Origin of the sequence: Fertoeibacter niger (assembly GCF_009380135.2) — a bacterium.
Lineage (GTDB): Bacteria > Pseudomonadota > Alphaproteobacteria > Rhodobacterales > Rhodobacteraceae > Fertoeibacter > Fertoeibacter niger.
The window spans coordinates 69,143-91,459 of sequence record NZ_WHUT02000008.1 but is presented as its reverse complement, the minus strand read 5'-3'; the positions used below and the strand labels follow the sequence as shown (position 1 = coordinate 91,459).

At 66.8% G+C, this 22,317-nt stretch carries 16 protein-coding genes; 10 read left to right on the top strand and 6 right to left on the bottom strand.

Features of this window, described 5'->3' with window-relative positions; translation table 11 throughout:
• Positions 1-16 precede the first annotated feature (16 nt).
• From GEU84_RS13970 to GEU84_RS13955, 4 genes are all read left to right on the top strand, one after another.
• Positions 17-1,267 carry a hypothetical protein gene (locus tag GEU84_RS13970; RefSeq protein ID WP_152827130.1) on the top strand — a complete coding sequence of 417 codons (1,251 nt, stop codon included), beginning with the start codon at positions 17-19 and terminating at the stop codon, positions 1,265-1,267.
• Complete coding sequence (locus GEU84_RS13965; RefSeq protein WP_152827128.1) at positions 1,264-7,629, top strand: RHS repeat-associated core domain-containing protein; 6,366 nt, start codon at positions 1,264-1,266, stop codon at positions 7,627-7,629. Before GEU84_RS13970 ends, GEU84_RS13965 begins: the two co-directional genes overlap by 4 nt.
• A 193-nt stretch (positions 7,630-7,822) precedes the next feature.
• Positions 7,823-8,815, top strand: coding sequence for an aldo/keto reductase (locus tag GEU84_RS13960; protein ID WP_217438575.1), 993 nt, complete (start codon positions 7,823-7,825; stop codon positions 8,813-8,815).
• A gap of 27 nt (positions 8,816-8,842) precedes the next feature.
• Positions 8,843-10,222 carry a pyridoxal phosphate-dependent decarboxylase family protein gene (locus GEU84_RS13955; RefSeq protein WP_152827126.1) on the top strand — a complete coding sequence of 460 codons (1,380 nt, stop codon included), beginning with the start codon at positions 8,843-8,845 and terminating at the stop codon, positions 10,220-10,222.
• A gap of 10 nt (positions 10,223-10,232) precedes the next feature.
• Here the strand turns inward: GEU84_RS13955 and GEU84_RS13950 are convergent, their stop codons facing one another.
• Positions 10,233-11,231 carry a zinc-binding alcohol dehydrogenase family protein gene (locus tag GEU84_RS13950; RefSeq protein ID WP_152827124.1) on the bottom strand — a complete coding sequence of 333 codons (999 nt, stop codon included), beginning with the start codon at positions 11,229-11,231 and terminating at the stop codon, positions 10,233-10,235.
• A 152-nt stretch (positions 11,232-11,383) separates the two neighbouring features.
• On the opposite strand from GEU84_RS13950, the gene GEU84_RS13945 reads away from it, so the two are divergent.
• From GEU84_RS13945 to GEU84_RS13920, 6 genes are read left to right on the top strand one after another with little or no spacing between them, the layout of a single operon-like run.
• Positions 11,384-12,148, top strand: a complete 765-nt coding sequence (locus GEU84_RS13945) for an SDR family NAD(P)-dependent oxidoreductase (RefSeq protein WP_174539877.1) — start codon at positions 11,384-11,386, stop codon at positions 12,146-12,148.
• A 13-nt stretch (positions 12,149-12,161) separates the two neighbouring features.
• Positions 12,162-12,929, top strand: a complete 768-nt coding sequence (locus GEU84_RS13940; protein ID WP_152827122.1) for a crotonase/enoyl-CoA hydratase family protein — start codon at positions 12,162-12,164, stop codon at positions 12,927-12,929.
• Between the two features lie 6 nt (positions 12,930-12,935).
• A complete protein-coding gene (locus tag GEU84_RS13935) occupies positions 12,936-13,400 on the top strand; it encodes a MarR family winged helix-turn-helix transcriptional regulator (RefSeq protein ID WP_152827120.1) in 465 nt (154 codons plus the stop codon).
• 25 nt (positions 13,401-13,425) lie between these two features.
• Entirely contained in the window at positions 13,426-15,222 is a 1,797-nt protein-coding gene (locus GEU84_RS13930) for a feruloyl-CoA synthase (protein ID WP_152827118.1), read from the top strand.
• Positions 15,215-16,087, top strand: a complete 873-nt coding sequence (locus GEU84_RS13925) for an amidohydrolase family protein (protein WP_174539876.1) — start codon at positions 15,215-15,217, stop codon at positions 16,085-16,087. Before GEU84_RS13930 ends, GEU84_RS13925 begins: the two co-directional genes overlap by 8 nt.
• 57 nt (positions 16,088-16,144) lie before the next feature.
• A complete protein-coding gene (locus tag GEU84_RS13920; protein ID WP_152827114.1) occupies positions 16,145-17,338 on the top strand; it encodes an ATP-binding protein in 1,194 nt (397 codons plus the stop codon).
• 36 nt (positions 17,339-17,374) lie between these two features.
• Here GEU84_RS13920 and GEU84_RS13915 read toward each other — a convergent pair whose 3' ends face one another.
• The 5 genes from GEU84_RS13915 to GEU84_RS13895 all read right to left on the bottom strand — a co-directional run bounded on the left by GEU84_RS13915 (position 17,375) and on the right by GEU84_RS13895 (position 22,287).
• Positions 17,375-18,289, bottom strand: a complete 915-nt coding sequence (locus GEU84_RS13915; RefSeq protein WP_152827112.1) for an SDR family oxidoreductase — start codon at positions 18,287-18,289, stop codon at positions 17,375-17,377.
• A 40-nt stretch (positions 18,290-18,329) separates the two neighbouring features.
• Entirely contained in the window at positions 18,330-20,495 is a 2,166-nt protein-coding gene (locus tag GEU84_RS13910) for a xanthine dehydrogenase family protein molybdopterin-binding subunit (RefSeq protein ID WP_174539875.1), read from the bottom strand.
• 29 nt (positions 20,496-20,524) lie between these two features.
• On the bottom strand, positions 20,525-20,977 hold the full coding sequence (locus GEU84_RS13905) for a (2Fe-2S)-binding protein (RefSeq protein WP_152827108.1): 453 nt from the start codon (positions 20,975-20,977) through the stop codon (positions 20,525-20,527).
• Positions 20,978-21,191: 214 nt separating this feature from the next.
• Complete coding sequence (locus GEU84_RS21365; protein WP_217438574.1) at positions 21,192-21,830, bottom strand: class I SAM-dependent methyltransferase; 639 nt, start codon at positions 21,828-21,830, stop codon at positions 21,192-21,194.
• A gap of 1 nt (position 21,831) precedes the next feature.
• A complete protein-coding gene (locus GEU84_RS13895; RefSeq protein WP_152827106.1) occupies positions 21,832-22,287 on the bottom strand; it encodes a DUF2147 domain-containing protein in 456 nt (151 codons plus the stop codon).
• Positions 22,288-22,317: the final 30 nt, after the last annotated feature.

The following is a 22,317-nucleotide window of genomic DNA, read 5'->3' as shown; positions in this document are numbered from 1 at the left end:
CCCTTTCACGGCGGTCATGCCTTTGGCTGATACCAGTGCGCGGGAACGTTTCCGCGCACTGGCTCTGGCCAGCGGCCATGACCTGCACAGTCTGGACCGCGGTGAAGCCCGGTCAGCATTGCTGCGGGTGCCGGATTTCGACACGCTGAAGGTCCTGCTGGTGCGCGCAGACCCAGCCGACCGCCCCGCCCGCCGTGCCGCCTTTGCCGGTTTGCAGGCGCGCCGGCGGTTGTGGCAAGGTGTGCATGACCGGGGCGAGGCGGCGATCTTTGCCGATGCGCCGCTGCGGCCCGAAGACCGGCGGGCAATGGCCCCGCATTTTCCGGCCTATGTGAAGTCTGTGTCCATCCCCCTGCTGCAACTGGCGGCGGGTGAGGTGTTCGCCCCCGCCACCCGCGCCGATGACTGGGATACGGGCGAGCGGGAAGAGCTTTATCTGGTGGTCAACATCCTGCGGGCCGAACTGGCGCCCGGTGCGCGCATCGCGCTGGCGGGCAATGTGGCCTCGCTGCTGATTGGCGATCTGTGCGTGACCGGGACAGGGGCTGCGCATATCGCCGTGTTGCCCACGCCGCATCCGGTGGATACCGGCATTCAGGGCGCGCTTGACGGGCCTGCCGGAGCCGCTGGCTGGCAGGGCAGCGCAGGCCGGCAGGGGCAGGACTGCCGGGTGCGTCCGGGCCTGTTCGGGCCGCAGGCGCTGGACCTGCCGCCCCTGGCCCTGCGTGACGGCGGCGATGGCGGTCCGGGCGGCGATGGCGGCGCTGGCCGCCGCGGCCGCACCGGCGGCGCAAGCAAGACAACCGAGATCACCATCGGGCGGTTCCTGCCCGGCAGCGGCCCGCTGCATGTCTGCGTCAGCGCCGGACGCGGTGGCGATGGCGGTGCGGGCGGTGCCGGTGGCCCCGGCGGTGTGGCAGGTGTGGGCGGGCGCGGTGCCCCCGGCCTGACACCACCCGAATCCGGCGGACAGGATGGCCAGCCCGGCAGGCCGGGGCGCGGTGGCGCAGGCGGCAACGGCGGGCGCGGCGGCATCGGATCGCCGGTGTTTGTCTCGCTGCCAGCCGCGCAGAGCCATCTGCTGACCACATCGGCCCTGCCCAGCCCCGGAGGACGCGGCGGCGCGGGTGGCCCTGGCGCACCCCCCGGCCCCGATGGATTGGCTGGCCGTGGCCGCCCCCCTGCCCCGGTTTTCATCAATGGCACCGACGCCGCCGCGCCGGTTGCAACCCTTCATCCCCTTTCATCACAGGATGCCCTGCCATGAATCCCCGCATGATCGGCCCCGCGCTGAGCCTTGGCCTGTTGCTTGCCCCCGGCGCACTGACCGCACAAAGCCTTGATCCCGGGCCTGCCGCCTCGGGCACCAACAAGGAATCCTTCGTCATCTCCGGCTCGGGCAATGCGGTATTGACCCTGCCGGTGCAGGTGCCGCCCGGCATCCGTGGCCATGAGCCTGACCTGAGTGTGAAATACTCCAGCACCGCCGGGAACGGCTTGCTGGGCGTCGGCTTTGCCCTTACCGGGTTTTCCAAGGTGGGGCGGGTGGCGCAGACCATCGCCGTTGATGGCATCGACGGCGCGGTGAATTTCACCGACACCGACCAGTTCGCACTGGAAGGCCAGCGCCTGCTGGTGATGACCGGGGCGATTGGCACGGATGGCAGCACCTACCGCGCCGAGATCGACAGTTTCCAGAATGTCACCGCCACGGGCAGCGCGGGCACCGGCCCCGCCGCATTCACCGTGCAAAGCCCGGGTGGCGGGGTGATGACCTTTGGCGGCACGGCGGATGCACAGGTGCTTGTGACCGGCTCGCAGACGGTGCGCGAATGGTTGCTGTCGTCGGAGGTGGATCTGAACGGCAACACGATAAGCTACAGCTACAGCACCGATCCGCTGAACACCGGCAGCGCCAGTTCGCAGGCCTATCCGGTGGAAATTGCCTATGGCACCAACCCGGCGGCCAATCCGGGCGGGGTGGCCAACCGTTTCGTGCGCTTTGAATACGAGACGCGGCCCGACCCGATGACGCATTATGTGGCGGGGGCCGAAGTCACCACCGCGCTGCGTCTGTCGGCGGTCAGCACCTGGCTGGGCGATGATATGGTGGCACATTACCGGCTGGGGTATGAACAGTCGGGCGCAACGGGCCGGTCGCGGCTGGTCAGTTTCCAGCGGTTTGACGGGGCGGATGCGGCGGCAACCGGGCTGTCGCCCACCACATTCGCCTGGTCAGACGGGGCCAATGCCTTTGGCGCCAGCGCTGACTGGCTGCAAGGCGATTTCACCGCCGCGAACGGCTGGGATGCCACCGACAACCCGGTGACGCTGGCCGATGTGAACGGCGACGGGCTGATGGATATCGTGGGGTTCAAGAACGGCGTGCAGGTGTCGCTGGGCGAAAGCGGCGGCTATCAGGCCCCGACCACCTGGATCCAGGATTTCTCGCCCGAGTTCAACTGGACGGCCGACGAGCCGCGCTATCTGGCCGACATCAACGGCGACGGGCTGGCCGATATCGTGGGCTTTTCCGACAACGGGGTGGTGTTTGCGCTGGCCGACGCGGCCAATGCGCAATTCGTGGAAAACCCTGATGTGTTCCCCTTCTTTGCCCCCAATGCGGGCTGGGCCGCCGGGGCGCCGCGCTATCTGGCCGATGTGAACGGCGACCAGATGACCGACATCGTGGGTTTCAGCAACGGCGTGGAAGTGGCGCTGGCCACTGACGCAGGCAGCTTTGACGACCCGGTCAGCTGGTCGGCCGACTTCGGGCTGCAACAGGGCTGGCTGGCGGAAAACCTGCTGCTGGCCGATGTGAACGGCGATGGCAAAAGCGATGTTGTGGCCATGAACCAGCAGACGCAAAGTGTGAATGTGGCGCTGTCCACCGGCACGGCCTTTGACGGCACGGGTTGGGACCAGAACTATGCCAATTTCGCCGCGACAAGCCAATGGGGCCCCGACACGCCGCGCATGCTGGCGGATGTGAACGGCGACGGGCTGGATGATCTGGTGGGCTTTGCCGACGAGGTTCAGGTGGGCCTGTCCACCGGCACAGGCTTTGCCCCGCCCGCCACTTGGTCCACCGATTTCGGCAGCCCGAACTGGGATCAGACCACACCGCGCATGATGATGGATGTGAACGGTGACGGGCTGGCCGATGTGGTGGGGGTGAATGACGGCGGCGTGCAGATCGCACAATCCACCGGGGCGGGTTTTGTGCCCGGCGGCTGGGATCAGGCCTCGCTGAACGGGTTGGGTCTGGCGCAGGGCGGCACGGCTGATGAGACCAGCCGCCAGATCGTCGATGTGAATGCCGATGGCATGATGGACATGCTGGCCATCACCCCCAATGCGGTCAGCGTGGGTCTGGTGGCGGGCCCCTACCCCGACCAGATGGTGAATGTCACCCGCGCGTCACAAGGGCAACTGGCGATCACCTACAAACCGATTTCCGACCCCACGGTTTACGCGGAAAGCGCCGGGCAGGGTGCGCTGGCCACCTTTCAGGCCTACCGCCCGCTGGTGCAGAACGCGGGTCTGCCGGTCTACCGGTCACGCTCGCGGCTGACGGGGCGTTTCTATGTGGTGGCGGGCACGGTTGAAACCAACAACCCGGCCATAACCGATGATCCCTATGCCTATGGCATGGCGCATTTCTACAGCGATGGCGAAAGCTCCACCCTGGGGCGGGGCTGGCTGGGCTTTGCCAGCACAACGCATACCAATCTGGCGATGGGGCGGCAAACCACATTGGGCTTCCGGCAGGATTTCCCCTTCATCGGGCGCATTGCCACGCGGACGGTAAGCTGTGCGGGCAACGTCGCCGGGGCCTGTGCTGCGGGTGACGTGTTCCATGCCGATACGATGGACTGGCAGGCGGCGCCTACCGAAACCTCGGCCACCACGGGACAGACGGCGCAGATGGTGCAACTGGGCGCGATGCGGTCAGACCGCTATCAGGGCGCGGATTACCGCCATTCCATCGGCAAGACCTTTCTCTATGACGCCTATGGCAATCGCACGCAAACCGCCTCGCTGAACCTGGTGGATCAGGCGGGCAACGATCTGGACCCTGCCGACAACGTCTACATCAACGCGGCCTACCAGAATGACACCGCCACATGGCGGCTGGGCCAGACGCTGCTGCGCAAGCGCACCACCAACCCCGCGCTGACCGGGCTGGACCAGTTCGATGCCGCCGCAGATTTCGACCTGCGGGCATGGAGCTATGACGCGGCGGGCAATATCGCCACCATCGGCAACTGGGATCAGGCGAACAGCCAGTATCTGACCCAGGGCTACAGCTATGACGGTTACGGCAACGGGCTGGCGGTGACGAACCCCGGCGGGTTCGTCACCAGCTATGAGATGGACGCCGGGCTGAACACCTATATCGCCAGCCGCACCACCCCTGCCGGGGCGGCGGGTGTGCCACTGGTCACGCGCTATGGCTATGACGCGCGCTTTGGCCAGCAGACGCTGCGGCTGGACCCGAACGGCAACCAGTTCACCACCTGTTATGACAGCCTTGGCCGCAGGTTGGCCGAGCAGGGCCCGGCCCCGGCGGGCACGCCAGCCGCAGTGCTGACGCCCGCCTGCCTTGGCCCGCAGATCACGCTGCCGCCCGGTGTGGCCCCGGCCCAACTGGCCACGCTGCGCAGTTTTGCCCATGGCTGGGTTGATGGCGCGCCTGCCGTCAGCCAGACGGTTCTTGGCGGCTGGCCCGATGGTGGCGCACCCGTCACCCTGACCACCGCCGACCTGTATGACGGGATGGGCCGCCACTTTCGCATGCTGGCGCAATCCACCCCCGGTGGCGCGCTGGACCGGGTGCTTGAGGACAAAAGCTTCAACGCCAGCAACATGCCGCTGGGCGATGTGCTGCCCTATGTCGAGGGGGTGGATAGCGCGCTCGCGATCACCCGCAGCTATGACGCCATCGACCGGCTGACCGCCACGGCAACGCCATGGCAAGATGGCGCAACCCTGACCACGGCCAACGAGGCCACTGCCTATGAAGTGACGACCACCGGCGAGACGGTGACACAGGTGCAGGCGCAGGGCACGCCCTACAGTGCGACGCAGGTGGTGGTGGCCGATTACTTTGCCAACCAGCGCCAGATCACCGCCAGCAGCTATACCGATGGGCGGGTCGCGGGCCAGCCCACGCTGACAACCGCCTATGGCCGCGATCTGCTGGGGCGCACGCTGTCGGTCACGCCGCCCGGCGGGGCGGCTGATATCACCGCCAGCTATGCCTATGATTCCGTGGGCCGCGTGGTGCTGCGCGATCTGCCCTCGGTGGGCGCGCTGCGGTTCAGCTATGACGCCGATGGGCGTCTGGCCAGCCGGGCGCAGGGCAATGGCACGGTGGGTTTCAGCTATGACGCGCTGGGGCGCATGGTGTCTGTGACCTATCCGGGCGGGCTGAGCATGGCCTATGCCTATGACGGCAACCAGCCCAACGGGTTGGGCCGCATGGCCTCGGCCACAGTCACAGGGCAGGCGGTGCCGGTCATGCGCAGCTATGCCTATGACGCTTACGGTCAGGCAATCACCAGTGCGCTGGATCTGGGCACCGGCACTGCGCTGACCCAGACCACGGCCTTTGACCCGATCGGCCGCATCACGCAGAAAACCCTGCCCGACGGCACGGTTCTGGCGCAAACCTATGCACTGGAGCATCTGGCCAGCCAGAGCGTGAACGGCGCGCCCGTGGTCAGCTACGGCGCCTACACCGCGCTGGGGCTGCCGCAAAGCGTGACCCTTGGCAACGGGGCCAGCGCGGCCCTGGTCTTTGCGCCGGATTTCAACACCAGCAGCGTGACATGGACACTGGGCCAGACCACGCTTTACGGCGAGGATCTGACGCTGGATCCCTACGGCTATCCGCTGGGCAGCACGGGCAATGCGGTGGCCTGGTCCAGCTTCAGCAAGGCGGCGGATTATGCCTCGGCCCGGCTGGCCGACTGGTCCGACAGCCGGCTTGGCTTGCCCGATGGCAGCTTTGCCTATGACGACGCGGGCAATCTGCTGACCGGGGCGGGGCTGGCGCTGGTGGCTGACGGCTATCGCATCGGGGCGGGCAGCACGGTGGACGGGGCCGATCTGGCCGCCAGCTATGATGCGATGGGCAATCTGACGGGCGCAGCGGCCCCCGCGCTGGCCTTTGCCGCCAGCTATGACGGGGCCAACCGGCTGGCCACGCTGACGCGGCCCGGCAGCAGCGCCACCGCGCGCTATGCCTATGACCATCAGGGCGTGCGCGTGTGGCGCAGCGACCTTGACGGCAACACCCATGTCACCCTGTCACGTGCCTATGCCGAGACCGGCGGCACGCCGCAGCTGACGCTGGCTGGCATTCTGGGCCCGGTGTTCCAGAGCAGCGGCGGCACCCAAGCCTATCTGCACGGCGATGCGCGGCGCAGCGTGACCTTCACCACGGCAAGCGATGGCTCGGTGCAGGACTGGCTGCTCTATTCCGCCTATGGCCAGCCGGTGAACCCGCCCGCCACGGCCCCCACGCTTGGCTTTCTGGGGCGTGAATATGATGCCGATACCGGGCTTTACTACTACAATCAGCGGTATTACCACCCCGGGCTTGGCCGCTTTACCACGCCCGACACGCAATACGGGGCCAGTGTCTACCGCCATGACGCGCCGAACCGCTACAGCTTTCTGCTGAACAACCCGGCCTGGGGTTATGACCCCAGCGGCCACGGCCTGCCGGGTTGCATTCTGGGTGTCGGGGCCGGTGTGTTCGGCACCGGTGCCGGTGTGGCGCAGACCATCGATGGCGCGAACCAGAACAACCTGCTGTCGTCGATCGGGGTTGGCGGCGGCACCATCGCGGCGTCGCTGTTCGCCGGTGGTGCGGGAATCGCGGAATGCGTCAGCTACTACCGCGCGCGGGCAGCGGCCAACAACAATGCCGGCGGAAACAATGCAGATGACGGCAACGGCGGAAATGCGAACAATGACGGCAATGATGGCGGCAACAACAACAATGGCGGTCTGAACGATGACAACGCGCAGAACCTGCCGCAGAACCCCCAGAACGACGGCAATCAGGACCAGCAGCCACAGGACAACGACGGCGAACAGAACGTCAATGACGGTCAGCAGAACGAGGAAGGTGGCGATGATGGCGGCGATGACAGCAGCACCGAGGAAGACGCCTCGCACCGTGTCGACAGTGACGACGACGCCCCGGAACTGGACGGCAGCGAAGACCCCGCGTTGAGCAGCAGCGAGGTGGATCTGACCGGCAGCGAGGACAGCAGCACCGCGCGCGTTCTGCCCGAAACCACCAGCCAGCCCGGCGAAAGCGAGCTTGGGTCGCAGGGGTCGGTTGAAACGGCGGACATGAGCCTTGGATCCGAATCCGGGTCGACAGCGGCCACCGGCACCGAAACCCTTGTCGGCAGTTCAGTGGAGGGTGAAAGCACCGGGCTGACCGCCTCGGTCGGAACGGAAACCGCCAGCGTCGGCGATACGGCCCTGGGCATTACCGCAAGCGAAACGGCCACCGCCACAGTGGGCGAGACGGCAGCAACCGTGACCACCGGCGAAGTGGTGGGCGAGGTGATTGCCGACATTTTGCTGACAATACTGGTGTTCTGAGCGGAATTGCAGGATGCCGGCCCCCGGACCGGGGCCGGGACTGGCGATGATCCGCCCATGGCAAGGGCCGCCCCTGCGGGGGTGGCCCTTGTTGTGTGTGATACTCCCCCGTTGGCATCATGTTGGCCCCGCGCTGGCCTTGCCTGCGCAATGCGGCTAGCATCCGCCGCGCAACAACCCCCGAGGATGCCCCATGCCCCTGACCACCCGCCCCTTTGGCCGCACCGGCCGCGACACGTCTTCCATCGGATTCGGGGCCTGGGCCATCGGCGGCTCCTGGGGCGACGTGTCCGAGGCCGACGCAAAGGCCACGCTGCATGCGGCGCTTGATGCAGGGATGACCTTCATCGACACGGCAGATGTCTACGGTGACGGGCGGTCGGAGCAGATCATCCGCGCCGTGCTGGCCGAACGGCCCGGGCCGCGCCCCTTTGTGGCCACCAAGGCCGGGCGCCGCCTGTCGCCGCACAATGCCGATGGCTATACGGCGGCCAATCTGGAAGGCTTCATCGACCGCAGCCTGAAAAACCTGGGCGTCGATTGCCTTGATCTGGTGCAGCTGCACTGCCCGCCCACCGAGGTGTATTACCGCCCCGAAGTCTTTGGCGCGCTGGATGATCTGGTGGCCCAGGGCAAACTGGCCGCCTACGGCGTGTCGGTTGAAAAGGTCGAGGAAGGGCTGAAGGCGATGGCCTTTGCCAATGTGCAGTCGGTGCAGATCATCTACAACATCTTCCGCCAGCGGCCCGAGGATCTGTTCTTTGCCGAGGCGGCGCGGCGCAATGTGGCGGTGATCGTGCGGGTGCCGCTGGCATCCGGCATGCTGACCGGCAAGATGAGTGCCAGCACCGCCTTTGCCGCCGACGACCACCGCGCCTTCAACCGGCATGGCGAGGCGTTCGACAAGGGCGAGACATTCTCGGGCGTGCCCTACGACGTGGCGCTGGCGGCGGTGGATGAATTGCGCGCGCTGGTGCCCGAGGGCGCGACGCTGGCCCAGTTTGCCCTGCGCTGGATTCTGATGCAGCCCGCCGTTTCGGTGGTGATCCCCGGTGCGCGCAATCCGGCGCAGGCCAGTGCCAATGCCGCCGCCGACGCGCTGGCCGCCCTGCCCCCGGCCACGATGGCGGCGCTGAAGGCGCTGTATGAGGCGCGGATTGCGTCACATGTGCATCAATTGTGGTAGAACACCCGTGAACACGGGGGGCCTGCCATGAACCACGACGATCTGCGCCATTGGTCAAAGGTGGCCGCCGACTGGGCGCATGATTATCACGCCGGGCTGCGCGACCGCCCGGTGCGCGCGCCTTTGGTGCCGGGGGCGATTGCGGCGCAGCTGCCCCCCGCCGCCCCCGAGGCCGCCGAACCGATGCAGGCGATATTCGACGATTTCGCCCGCATCGTGCCACCCGGCATGACCCATTGGCAGCATCCGCGGTTCTTTGCGTATTTCCCGGCCAATGCCGCCCCCGCCTCGATGCTGGCCGAACAACTGGCCAATGCCATCGCGGCGCAGGGCATGTTGTGGCAGACCTCGCCCGCCGCCACGGAAATCGAACAGGTGATGATGCGCTGGCTGCGCGATGCGCTGGGGCTGGCGGGGCATTTCACCGGCACGATCCACGACAGCGCCACCACCGCCACGCTTTCAGCTGTGCTGACCATGCGGGAAAGGGCGCTGGGGTGGCAGGGGCTGGCCGATGGGCTGTCAGGCCAGCCGCGCCTGCGGCTTTATGCCAGTGCCGAGACGCATTCCTCGGTCGACAAGGCGGCGCGGGTGGCGGGCATCGGGCAGGCCAATCTGGTGAAGATCGCCACCGATGCCGCGCATGCGCTGGACCCTGCGGCGCTGGATGCCGCGATACGGGCCGATCTGGCGACAGGGTTCCGGCCCGCAGGGGTAGTGCTGTGCGCCGGGGGCACGTCGATCGGCGCGTTTGACCGGATCGGCGACAGTATCGCGGTCGCCAAGGCGCATGGCCTGCCGGTGCATGTCGATGCGGCATGGGCCGGATCGGCGATGATCTGCCCCGAGTTCCGGCATCTGTGGGAAGGGATAGACGGGGCCGACAGCGTAGTGTTCAACCCGCACAAATGGCTGGGCGCGCAGTTTGATTGCGCGGTGCAGTTTCTGGCCGACCCCGGCCCGCAGATCCGCACGCTGGGGCTGCGCCCGACCTATCTGGAAACCGCTGGGGCGGAGGAGATCACCAATTTCAACGAATGGACGGTGCCGCTGGGCCGCCGTTTCCGCGCGCTGAAGCTGTGGTTCCTGATGCGGGCTTACGGGCTGGAGGGGCTGCGCGCCCGCATCCGCAACCATGTGGCATGGGCCGGGGATGCGGCGGCGGCGCTGGCCGCCCTGCCCGGCGTCACCATCACCACGCCGCCCGCCCTCTCGCTGTTCACCTTTGCGCTGGCCGATGACGCGGCCACGGAAGGGTTGCTGGCGCGCATCAACGATGACGGGCGCATCTACCTGACGCAGACGCGCCACCAAGGCCGCTATGTGATCCGCGTGCAGGTGGGCCAGTTCGATTGCACCGCCGATGATGTGGCGGTGATCGCCCGCGTGGTGGCGGAACTGCGCTGAACCGCCGCCGTCAGAACCCGGTCAGCACGGTCTTGCCGATGGCGGTGCCGCTTTCCTGATGCAGATGGGCGCGGCGCAGGTTTTCGGCGGTGATCGGCCCCATGTCCAGCGTCATCGTGCTGCGGATGCGGCCCTCATCCACCAGCGCCGCGATGCGGGCCAGCAGCCGGTGCTGTTCGATCATGTCGGGTGTGGCGAACATCGACCGCGTGAACATGAATTCCCAATGCAGCGACACGCTTTTGCGTTTCAGCAGGCCGATGTCGATCCGGGTCATGTCGGGGTCGTCGATCAGCGCGATGCGGCCCTGCGGGGCGACGACATTGGCCAAAGTGGCAAAGTGCCGGTCGGTCTGGGTGGTGCTGGCGATATGGCGCGGTGTGAGGCCAAGCTCCGCCAACTGGGCGGCCATGTCGCCGCTGTGGTCGATGACGTGATGCGCGCCCATGGCCAGACACCAGTCGCGGCTGGCGGGGCGCGACGCTGTGGCCACCACGGTCAGCCCGGTCAGCGCCCGCGCGATCTGGATCAGCATCGACCCCACGCCACCCGCGCCGCCGATGACCAGCAACACCCCCGCCTCACCCTCTGCCACACCCAGCCGGTCAAACAGCATTTCCCAGGCGGTGATGGCGGTCAGCGGCAGGGCCGCAGCCTCGCCCGGCGTCAGGGTCTTGGGGGCAGGGCCGGTGATGCGTTCATCCACCAGATGCAGCGCGCTGTTGGTGCCGGGGCGGTTCAGCGCACCGGCATAGAACACCGCATCGCCGGGCGCGAACAGGGTCACGCCGCTGCCCACGGCCTGCACGATGCCCATGGCGTCATAGCCCAGAACCACCGGCCCGGTGCTGGCGCGCATCCGCACCTTGGTATCCACCGGGTTCACCGAAACCGCCTTGACCGCCACCAGCAGATCCTGCGCGCCGGGCACCGGGTCGGGCAGCGTGGTGTCGTTCAGGCAGGCGGGGTCGGTGGCAGGCAGCGGGCGGGGGGCGGTGATGGCTTTCATGGGCTTTCCTTGCATGCGAACGGGCGCAGCTTACAGGGCTGGCGGCAGGATGTGTATGCAATCCTTCATGCGGGCTTTGCACGGGCCGCCGGGCAGCGGTTGACAATTGTTATTCATCATAATAGTTATTCAGGAAAGGTTGGGGGTTTGCCGTGGAAATTGCCGGATCAGTGGCTTTGGTGACAGGTGCAGGCAGCGGTCTGGGCGCGGCGACCGCGCGGCATCTGTCCGGGTTGGGTGCGCGGGTGGCGGTGCTGGATTTCGACCTGCCCCGCGCCAGTCACGTCGCGCAAGAGATCGGCGGCCTGGCGGTGCAGGCAGATGTGGCCGATGAACCGGCGGTCGCCGCAGCCTTTGCGCAGGTGGCAGCGGCCTTTGGTGCCCCGCGTTTCGTGGTGAACTGCGCCGGGATCGGCACGGCTGCCCGCATTCTGGGGCGTGAGGGCAAGCTGTCGGTCGCGGCCTTTGCCCGCACGTTGCAGGTGAACCTGCTGGGCACCTATACCGTGATGTCCCACGCCGCCCGCGCGATGGAGGGGCTGGCCCCGCTTGGCCCCGATGGCGCGCGGGGGGTGATCGTCAACACCGCCTCGGTCGCCTGGCAGGATGGCCAGATCGGTCAGGCGGCCTATGCGGCATCGAAGGGGGGCGTCGTGTCGATGACGCTGCCCGCCGCGCGCGAACTGGCGCGTTTCGGCATCCGCGTGGCCACCATCGCGCCCGGCATGTTTGAAACCGCGATGACCGATGGCCTGCCGCCTGACGTGCTGGCCACGATCACCGCCAACATCCCCTTTCCGCCGCGTCTGGGGCAGGCGGGCGAATATGCCATGCTGGTCGAACAGATCATCCGCAACCCGCTGCTGAACGGCACGACCATCCGCCTTGACGGTGCCGTGCGCCTGCCGCCCCGCTGAACTGGAGCCTGCAATGTCCGAACCCATGCTGCTGATCGCAGTCGATGGCCCCGTGGCCACGCTGACGATGAACCGCCCCGCGAAACGCAACGCCATGTGCGACGCCCTGCTGGAGGAGATCGAGGCGTTCTTTGCCCATCCGCCCACTGGGGTGCGGGTGGCGATCCTGACCGGAACGGCGGGGCACTTTTGCTCGGGGCTCGATCTGTCGGAACATGTGGCCCGCGACGCCGAAGGCACGATGCGCCATTCGCGCAACTGGCACCGGGTGATGGATCTGATCCAGTATGGCGGGCTGCCGGTGGTTTCCGCCATGTTCGGCGCGGTGATCGGTGGCGGGCTGGAAATGGCGGCGGCCACCCATGTGCGCATCGCGGAACCCTCGACCATCTTTCAGTTGCCCGAGGGGCGGCGCGGCATTTTCGTGGGCGGCGGGGCCTCGGTGCGTCTGGGGCGCATTCTGGGGGCCGACCGGATGATCGAAATGATGCTGACCGGGCGGAAATATGGCGCGGATGAGGGCGTGGCGCTGGGGCTGGCGCATTATGCGGTGGCCGAGGGTGCCGCGCTGGCCATGGCGCAGGATCTGGCGGCAAAGATTGCCAGCAATGCGCCGCTGTCGAACTACGTCATGATTCAGGCCATCAGCCGGATCGAGGACATGGCCAAGGCTGACGGGCTGTTCACCGAAAGCCTGTGCGCGGCGCTGACGCAAACCAGCCCGGATGCGCAGGAAGGCTTGCAGGCGTTCCTGCAAAAACGCAGCCCGGCGTTCCGGTAAAGCGGCATGACCCAGCCCATGCACAGCATGCCCGCCGTCGATCAGGTGTCGGATGACACATTGCGCCGCCTTGCGGGCTATAACCTGAAACGCGCGTTCAACGTGATCCATGCCGATCTGGGCGAGGTTCTGGCCCCGCTTGATCTGCGGATGCTGACGTTTTCCGCGCTGACGTTGATTGCCGACAATAACGGCCTGACCCAGACGCAACTTGCCGAGGCTCTGGCGATAAAGCGGCCCAATCTGGTGGTGATCGTGGACGAGCTGGAGGGTCGCGGTCTGATCCTGCGCAACCCGGTGCCGAACGACCGCCGCGCCCATGCATTGAGCGCCACGCTGCCCGGGCGCAGGCTGCGTGACAGGGCGCTGGCGGCGGTTCTGGCGCATGAGGCGCGCATTCTGGCCGTGCTAGATCCGCAGGAACGGTTGGCGCTGGAACAGGCGCTGATCAGGATTCGCGGCACCGCATGACCATTGCGCCGGGGGGGGGCAGCAGATGAGCGAATTTTCCAGCTACACACCGCACAGGGTCATCCGCGAGGACAGGGCCGATGGCAGCATCCTGCTGCGGTCGGGGCATGATCTTGGCCCGGTGGCGCGCAACACCGGCGACTGGCTGCACCACTGGGCGGCGGCGGCGCCTGACCGGGTGTTCGTGGCGGAACGCTCGGGCGAGGGCTGGCGGGAAGAGGCGTTTGCAGCCACTCTGGCGCAGGTGCAGGCCATTGGTGCGGTGCTGGTCGGGCGTGGTCTGGGGCCGGATACACCTATTGTCATGCTGTCGGGCAACGGGGTGGACCATCTGCTGCTGTCGCTGGCGGCGCAATATGTGGGCGTGCCGGTGGTGCCCCTGGCCGAGCAATATGCCCTGATCCCCGAGGCTTATGGCCGGCTGATCTATGTGGTCGACAAGGTGCGCCCGGCCATGGCCTATGTGACGGATGCCGCACTTTATGCCGGGGCGCTGGCCCTGCCACAGTTGCACGGGATGGAGGTTGTGGCCTCGGTGCCCGGTGGGGCGGCGGTCACGCCCTTTGCCGATCTGCTGCGCGGCGATGGCGGGGTTGACCTTGCGGCGGCCCATGCAAGGGTGGGGCCTGATACGCTGGCCAAGATACTGTTCACCTCGGGTTCCACGTCAGACCCCAAGGGCGTGCTGACGACACATGGCATGATGTGCGCCAATCAGGCGCAGATGGCGGCGGCCATGCCGTTCCTGTCGGCCCGCCCGCCAAAGATACTGGATTGGCTGCCATGGAACCATGTCTTTGGCGGCAGCCACAACGTCAACATGATGCTCTGCCACGGCGGCAGCCTGTATATCGACGATGGCAAGCCCACCAAGGCCGGTTTTGCCGCAAGCCTGCGCAACCTGCGCGAACATCCGGGCAGCCTGTCGTTCAACGTGCCGGTGGGTTTTGCCATGCTGGTCGCGGCGATGGAGGCTGACGCCGGGCTGCGCCGCGCCTATTTCGGCGGTCTTGACCTGATCTTTTACGCCGGTGCGTCCCTGCCGCAGGACGTGTGGGAAAAGCTGGAGCGTTTTGCCATGGCCGAACAGGGCCGCCTGCCGCTGATGGCTTCCAGTTGGGGGATGACAGAAACAGCACCCGCGGCAATCATGGTGCATGAACCCATCGGCCGTTCGGGCGTGGTGGGCGTGCCGCTGCCCGGCGTGACGGTGAAACTGTTGCCTGACGCCGACATGCGCTGTGAATTGCGCGTGACGGGGCCGAATGTGATGGCGGGCTACTACGCCGATCCGGTGAAATCGGCCGAGGCGTTTGATGACGAGGGCTTTCTTGTGACCGGCGATGCGCTGAAATTCCTTGATCCGGGCGATGCCGCGCGGGGGCTGGTGTTCGATGGCCGCGTGTCGGAGGATTTCAAGCTGATGACCGGCACCTGGGTGCAGGCCGGAGCCCTGCGGCTGGAGGCGCTGGCGGCATTGGCTGGTGTGGTGCAGGATGTGGTGATCTGCGGCCATGACCGTGGGGAGGTGGGCCTGCTGGTCTTTCCACTGGCCGGACACGGGCAGGCCGATGGCGACGATCTGCGTCAGGTGCTCAGGCAGCGGCTGGCACCACTCGCCCGGCAAGCCACCGGATCGGCGCGGTGCATTGCCCGGGCGCTGGTTCTGGCCGAACCGCCAAGGCTGGATCTGCACGAGGTTACGGACAAGGGCAGCCTCAACATCCGCCGCATCCTGACCCGGCGCGCGGATATGGTAGACCGGCTTTATGACAATGATGACCCCGCCGTGATCCGGGTTCTGGGAGGCGACGATGTTTGATCTGGCCAGTATCCGCGCGATTGATTTTCACACCCATGCCGAAGAGCCCTGCGGCTGCCACAGTGATGATGGCTATGACGATCTGCAATCGGCGATGGCAAAATACTTTGGCGCGCCGTGGCAGCACCCGCCCACCATTGCCCAGACCGCCGCGCATTACCGCGCGCAGAACATCGCCGCCGTGATCTTTCCGGTGGATGCCGAACGCGAGACCGGCTTTCGCCGCTACCGCAACGAAGAAGTGGCCGAACTGGCGGCGCAGAATGCCGATGTGCTGATCCCCTTCGCGTCGATCGACCCGGCCAAGGGGCGGCTTGGCGCGCGTGAGGCGCGCACGCTGGTGCGCGACCATGGCGTGCAGGGGTTCAAGTTTCATCCCACGATGCAGGGGTTTTTCCCGAATGACCGCATGGCATATCCGCTGTATGAGGCGATTGCCGAAACCGGCAAACCGGCGCTGTTCCACACCGGGCAGACCGGCGTGGGGGCGGGCATGCGCGGCGGCAACGGCATGCGGCTGAAATATTCCAACCCCATGTATATCGACGATGTGGCGGTGGATTTTTCCGACATGCCGATCATCCTGGCGCATCCCAGCTTTCCCTGGCAGGAAGAGGCGCTGTCGGTGGCGACGCACAAGCCGAATGTCTACATCGACCTGTCGGGCTGGTCGCCGAAGTATTTCCCGCCGATCCTTGTGCGCTATGCCAACACGATCCTGAAGCACAAGATGCTGTTCGGGTCCGACTGGCCGATGATCGCGCCGGAAAAGTGGCTGGATGCGTTCGACAAGGCCGATTTCCGGGATGAGGTGCGCCCGCTGATCCTGAAAGACAATGCCGCGCGGCTGTTGCGACTGGTGTGACATTTTCAACTAATGATATCCTTGCAAATCTTCCACGCTATGGAGTATTTGCAAGGTATGTATCCGCGCCACGCCCATCAGATCGTCTTGTCGGCCCTGGATGAACAGGCTGCCGTTGTCCTGCTTGGGCCGCGGCAGGTGGGCAAGACCACGCTGGCGCTGGACATCGCGGGCACGCGGCCCTCGGTCTATCTTGATCTGGAACGTGAGGCAGACCGCCGGATACTGGCCGAGCCTGATCTTTATCTGGATGAGCAGGCAGGCAAGCTGGTGATCCTGGATGAGGTGCAGCAGATGCCCGGGCTGTTTGCCAGCCTGCGAGGGCAGATCGACATGCGGCGCCGCCGGGGGTTCCGCACGGGGCAGTTTCTGCTGCTGGGCTCCGCCTCGCATGTGCTGTTGCAGCAATCGGCGGAATCGCTGGCTGGCCGGGTGCGCTATGAAGAAATGCCACCCCTGCTGCTGGACGAGGTGGGCAAAGACCGGCTGCATGACCTCTGGCTGCGCGGCGGCTTTCCCGACAGTTTTCAGGCGGCCAGCAACCGGGCCAGCCAGACCTGGCGCGAGGATTTCCTGCGCACCTATCTGGAGCGTGACATTCCCGCCCTTGGCCCGCGCATCCCCGCGACCACCCTGCGCCGGTTCTGGACGATGCTGGCCCATGCGCAGGGTGGCCTGCTGAATGCGGCGGCGCTGGCCGAAGGCTTGGGCGTGTCGGGCCAGACCATCGGGCGTTATCTTGACCTGCTGGTCGATCTGATGCTGGTGCGCAGGCTGGCCCCTTGGCACCAGAACGCGGGCAAACGGCTGGTGAAATCGCCCAAGGTCTATGTCAGGGACAGCGGGCTGGTGCATGCCCTGCTGGGTCTTGGCACGTTGGAAAGCCTGCTGGGGCATCCGGTGGTGGGCGGCAGTTGGGAGGGGTTCTGCCTGGAGGCGCTGATCGCCGCCGCACCGCCGGGCACCGAGCCCTTTTTCTACCGCACCTCGGGCGGGGCCGAACTGGATCTGATCCTGCGGCTGCCCTCGGGCGCAGTCTGGGCGATCGAGATAAAGCGCACAACCGCGCCCAAAGTGTCGCGCGGCTTTCATCTGGCCGCCGAGGATATTGCGGCCACGCACCGCGTGCTGGTCTACGCCGGCACGCGTGACGTGCCGGTGGCGAACGGTTTGCGCGCCCTGCCATTGGGCGATGCGCTGGGTCTGCTGCGGGCCGCGCATGATGCCGGGGCTGGCAGCCTTCCGGCTTAGGCCGCTGCGCGTGCTGCCGCCGTGGCTTGCGCCGCTCTAGCCAAAACTCACCCTTGTCAGCTCTTCCGAGATGTCCCACAGCCGCGCGGCTACAGCGGCATCCAGCGCCTGTTTGGGCGGCGTCTCTTCGGTCGGATGGCCCCGTGTGCCGCCAAGCCGGTCAGGCCCGTAATAGCTGCCATTTCGTGCAGCAGGGTCGGTGGCCGCAAACAGCGACGGCAACGCCCCCTGGGCGGCAGGTTGAAACAGGAACCACAGGAACCGCCGCGCCAACCCTGCGCCGCTGGTTGCACCCGCACCGTTCGGCAGCAGGTCGGTCCGTGCAACCCCGGGATGGGCCGCAATGCTGGCGATCCCCCAGCCTGCCGCCATGCTGCGGCGGCTGAATTCCAGCGCGAACATCAGGCAAGCGAGTTTTGACTGGGCATAGACCGGCATCGGCTTGTAACCCGACCGCGCCTGAAGATCGGCAAAGTTGATCGCGCCTTGCCGGGCCGCCACGCTGGACAGGCTGACAACGCGCGGCGCATTGCCCCGCTTCAGCAGTGGCATCAGATGGGCCGTCAGCGCGAAATGGGCCAGATGATTGGTGCCGAACTGCAATTCGAACCCGTCGCTGGTTTCGCGACGCTGCGGCGGGCTCATGACACCCGCATTGTTGATCAGCAGATCAAGACGGTCCTGCGTCATCGCCAGTTGCGCAGCAAAAGCCGCGACCGAGGCCAGGTCTGCCAGATCCACCTCGCCGAACCGCACTTTCGCCCGGGGAACGGCGTGCTTGATCGCAGCCACCGCAGCGGCCCCCTTTTGCGGGTTGCGCCCGGCAATCACCACATCCGCCCCGGCGTGCGCCAGCGCGAGGGCGGTTTCATATCCCAGCCCGCCGGTGCCGGTGATCACCGCCATACGGCCATGTTGCGGGGGCATGTCTTTTGTCGTCCATCTGGTCATCAGTCTGCTTCTTTGCGTTGTGGGACATTGTTGGCGGCCATCACAGCGCATCCGACAATGGCAGATTGCGCAGCCTGCGGCCCTGTGCCGCGAAAACCGCATTGGCAAAGGCCGGGGCGACGGGCGGCAGCCCCGGCTCGCCCGCACCGCCCAGGGGCGAACCGGTGTCCACGATGGCAACCTCGACATGCGGGGCCTCGTTGATCCGGGGCAGGGCATAGTCGTGGAAATTCGACTGCTCGGCCCGCCCGTCGCGCAGGGTGATCCTTGCCGCCAGCGCCGCACCCAGCCCGTCGATCACGCCACCCTGCACCTGGGCCTCGACCTGCCCGGGGTTGATCGTCCGGCCGCAGTCAATGGCTGCGAACACCCGTGTAGCCACCGGCCTGCCATCCGTCACCCGCAGTTCGACCACCTCGGCCACAAAGGAGCCATAGCTTTCGGCCAAAGCCAAACCGCGGCTGATGCCCGGCGGCGCAGCTTGGCCCCAGCCGGACATTTCCGCCACGCGGTCCAGCACGGCCAGCATGCGCGGCTGGCCCGCGCAATGCGCGCGCCGGTATTCCAACGGGTCACGGCCCGCCGCCGCCGCGCATTCGTCGATGAAGCTTTCAAGAAAGAACGCGGTAAAGGAATGCGCGATGCCGCGCCAGGGGTTGAACGTGACCGGCAGGTCGATCACCGCATGATCCACCACCAGATTGGGGATCTCATAGCGCATGTCCCACAACCCGTTCAACGACAGCGGGTCGAAATTGGCCAGATTGCCTGTGGCCCGCGCCACCGTGTCGGGGTCCATCCTGAACGACGCCCGCCCCATCTGCGGGCCGGCCACACGGACATGCAGGCCTTGGATATTGCCCGCATCGTCCAGCGCCGCGCGCATCCGGCACATCATTGTCTGCCGGTAAAGGCCCTGCTGCATGTCATCCTCGCGCGCCCACAACAGCTTGACCGGGTGCCCGCCCACGGCCCTGCTGGCCAGAACCGCCTGCAACACGACCTCGGCGCTGGTCCTGCGCCCAAAGCCGCCACCAAGATAGGGCGTGTTTATGAACAAACGTTCAGCCGGTATCTGCAGCGCAGCCTCCAGCGTCATGCGCGCCACGTCATGCCCCTGAGTGCCTGTCCAGATTTCGGTGCGCTCATCGGTGGAGGTGGCCGTGCAATTCAGCGGTTCCATGCAGGCATGGGCCAGCATCGGAACGTGATAGTCGGCAACGACAACGCGCCCCTGGGCCGACAGCGCCGCTGCGGCATCGCCGCGCAGCGTGGTCATCGGCACATCGCGGCGGTCCAGCGCCGCGCGCATCATCGCGTCGATCGCCTGGGTCGTCAGGTCATCATGTTGGGTGGCGGTGAAGCTGATGTCCAGCGCGTCGGCGGCCTGTTTGGCCTGCCACCAGCCTGTTGCCACAACCACCGCACCGCGCGGCACGCGCACAACCGCCCGCACGCCCGGCATGCCCATGACGCTGGCCTCGTTGATCGCGGCCACGTCAGAGCCAAAGACCGGGGCCAGCCGGACTGCCGCATAAAGCTGCCCCTCGCGCCGGGTGTCGATACCGAAAAGCGCGCGTCCCGTCACCTTGGCATGGGTGTCAAGGCGGGGCACCGAACGGCCGATCAGCGACAATTCGGCCTCAGGCCGCAGCGTGGGGTTTTCCGGCACGGGCAGCGCCATCGCCTCGGCGACCAGATCACCGAAAGGGATCGCGCGGTCGCTGGCGGGGTCAACGATCCGGCCATTCTGCGCGCGCAGCGTGCTGGCATCGACCCCCAGCCGCCCTGCCGCCGCCGCTGTCAGCATCTCGCGGGCCTGGGCTGCGGCGCGGCGCAGCGGATCGTGCCAGAACCGGATGCCGTTCGAGCCAACCGACCGCATCTGACCCATGAAGGGCGGGCGATAGTCAGGTGTCGGCTGCCTTGGCATGTCAACGGAGATGGTGGCCCAGCCTGCGCCCAGTTCGTCGGCCAGAATTTGCGCCTGGCCGGTATGGGTGCCCTGCCCCATCTCGCTGGTCGGCAAAAGAAATGTGACCCGTCCGTCGGTGCCGATACGGATGAAGGCGTGGGGCTGCGGGGTGAATGGTGCCGGGGCATGCTGTGCCTCTGCCGTTGTCAGCCGAAGCGGGATGACCAGTGCGGCGGTGGTGGCGGCAATGCCCGCCAGAAACGACCGGCGCGTGGGGGTTGGGCCTTGCATGGGCATCGCTCCTTTGGGGTGGGTGTGCATTAGACCAGATCCGCCGCCCGGTGGATCGCGGCGCGGATGCGCACGTAGGTCGCGCAGCGGCACAGGTTGCCCGCCATGGCCGTGTCGATCTCGGCATCGGTGGGGCGCGGCGTTGTGGTAAGCAAGCCTGCCGCGCTCATGATCTGGCCTGACTGGCAATAGCCGCACTGCGCCACCTCCAGCTCGATCCAGGCCCGCTGCAACGGGTGCAGGCCATCCGGCGACAGGCCCTCTATGGTCGTCACAGACCGGCCTGCCACATCTGAAAGCGGGGTCACGCAGGCGCGCTGCGGCATGTTGTCGACATGCAGGGTGCAGGCCCCGCATTGCGCGGCGCCACAGCCGAATTTGGTGCCCGTCAGGCCCAGCGTATCGCGGATGACCCAAAGCAGCGGCGTTGCCGGGTCGTCATCCACGGTGATGTTCTGGCCGTTGAGGGCGAAGGTGGTCATGCGGGGTCTCCCTTGCGTGCTGCCTGCGGGGTGTCGGTGTGGATGTGGAACTTTTCCGTCGGTCGTCATGGCCTGCATGTTCTGCCGACGGGCGCGCATCCGGTTGCGCTGCTGTTGGCCGGCAGGGGCACTATGCCTGCCCGCCGCCGTTCCCGCTTGCCCGAAGGCCGATGAAACCTGCCTGATCCTGCAATTCTGTCGCCTGCGGCGTTGGTCAGCCCAGGCCGCGCCGCGTGATGCGATAGACCGAGGCGGGCGGCAGATTGGCCAGCGTGCCACCCACCCGAGTGGCCTGCAATGCCAGCCGGTCCAGAACCGGGCCGGGCACCGGGCAGCGCAAGCCATAAGTGAACTGATAAAGGGCGCCGCGCGGCTCCATGCAGGCAAACGCACCCGCAATGATGGCGAACACGGTTCTGGGCGGCATCGACAGCAGGCCAAGGCCGCTGACCACCGCGCCCGCCTGCCGGTCGGGAAACAGGTTGCGCCCGGCCAGCCGCGCCGCATCGGCCTGCAAGACCCGCGCCCGGGGAAAGCGGTTGCGCAGCAGCGCGGCGAAGTCAGCTCCGTATTCCACCAGTGTCAGATCCGCCTCGTCAATTCCACGGTCCAGCAAGGCACGGGTAAACACCCCGGTGCCCGGCCCCAGCTCCAGAACCGGGGCGTGTTCTGGGTCAATCTCGCGCGTGATCAGCCGGGCCAGGCTGGCCCCCGACGGCGCGATGGCCGCAACGCGCAGCGGGTGCGACGCCCATGACCGCAGAAAACGCAGATGATCCGGCCAGCCGCCACCTGTGGCTTGCCCCCCTGCCAGGGGCCCGCGCGGGTTTCGGCACGACAAAGGGCGCGTCACGTCAGTTGGCCCGGCGCTGGAACGCTATGGTCCGGCCCGCCAGCGGCGTGCCGCGATAGGCGCGCAGGTTCAGCGTGTCGCCTTCGATGGTGACGCGCGCCGAGGCGGTCTGCCCGGTGGCGGCCTGATAGATCCGGCCGTCTTCCCAGCGGTTGTCACTGGAATCCCACGTCAGGCCGGACACAAAGTCGATCCCTTCCAGTGACCGCGACCGCAGCGCCGGATCGGGGTTCATCGTGTCCTTCTTGAACGTCGTGCCATCCGCCTCGACCACAAGCGCGCCATGAAGCATCCGGGCCGCGTAGGATTGACCCGCGTCGTAGACTTCGATCACAAGATTGCCGTCCGTGGTCTGCCATGTGCCCAGAATGGCATCTGTCTGCGCAAGTGCTGCGGTGGGCAGCAGCGCAGCCGTCAAGGCCGCGATGGCCAGCCGGGTTCTGATCGGTTTCAGCATAGTGGGTGTCCTTTGATCTTTGATCGGGAT

Coding starts and splice junctions, on each gene's coding strand:
- GEU84_RS13905 (WP_152827108.1), bottom strand. CDS start 20,977: ATGACCACCTTCGCCCTCAACGGCCAGAACATCACCGTGGATGACGAC.
- GEU84_RS13960 (WP_217438575.1), top strand. CDS start 7,823: ATGCCCCTGACCACCCGCCCCTTTGGCCGCACCGGCCGCGACACGTCT.
- GEU84_RS13915 (WP_152827112.1), bottom strand. CDS start 18,289: ATGACCAGATGGACGACAAAAGACATGCCCCCGCAACATGGCCGTATG.
- GEU84_RS13925 (WP_174539876.1), top strand. CDS start 15,215: ATGTTTGATCTGGCCAGTATCCGCGCGATTGATTTTCACACCCATGCC.
- GEU84_RS13895 (WP_152827106.1), bottom strand. CDS start 22,287: ATGCTGAAACCGATCAGAACCCGGCTGGCCATCGCGGCCTTGACGGCT.
- GEU84_RS13930 (WP_152827118.1), top strand. CDS start 13,426: ATGAGCGAATTTTCCAGCTACACACCGCACAGGGTCATCCGCGAGGAC.
- GEU84_RS13940 (WP_152827122.1), top strand. CDS start 12,162: ATGTCCGAACCCATGCTGCTGATCGCAGTCGATGGCCCCGTGGCCACG.
- GEU84_RS13970 (WP_152827130.1), top strand. CDS start 17: ATGCCTTTGGCTGATACCAGTGCGCGGGAACGTTTCCGCGCACTGGCT.
- GEU84_RS13935 (WP_152827120.1), top strand. CDS start 12,936: ATGACCCAGCCCATGCACAGCATGCCCGCCGTCGATCAGGTGTCGGAT.
- GEU84_RS13950 (WP_152827124.1), bottom strand. CDS start 11,231: ATGAAAGCCATCACCGCCCCCCGCCCGCTGCCTGCCACCGACCCCGCC.
- GEU84_RS13920 (WP_152827114.1), top strand. CDS start 16,145: ATGTATCCGCGCCACGCCCATCAGATCGTCTTGTCGGCCCTGGATGAA.
- GEU84_RS13965 (WP_152827128.1), top strand. CDS start 1,264: ATGAATCCCCGCATGATCGGCCCCGCGCTGAGCCTTGGCCTGTTGCTT.
- GEU84_RS13955 (WP_152827126.1), top strand. CDS start 8,843: ATGAACCACGACGATCTGCGCCATTGGTCAAAGGTGGCCGCCGACTGG.
- GEU84_RS13910 (WP_174539875.1), bottom strand. CDS start 20,495: ATGCAAGGCCCAACCCCCACGCGCCGGTCGTTTCTGGCGGGCATTGCC.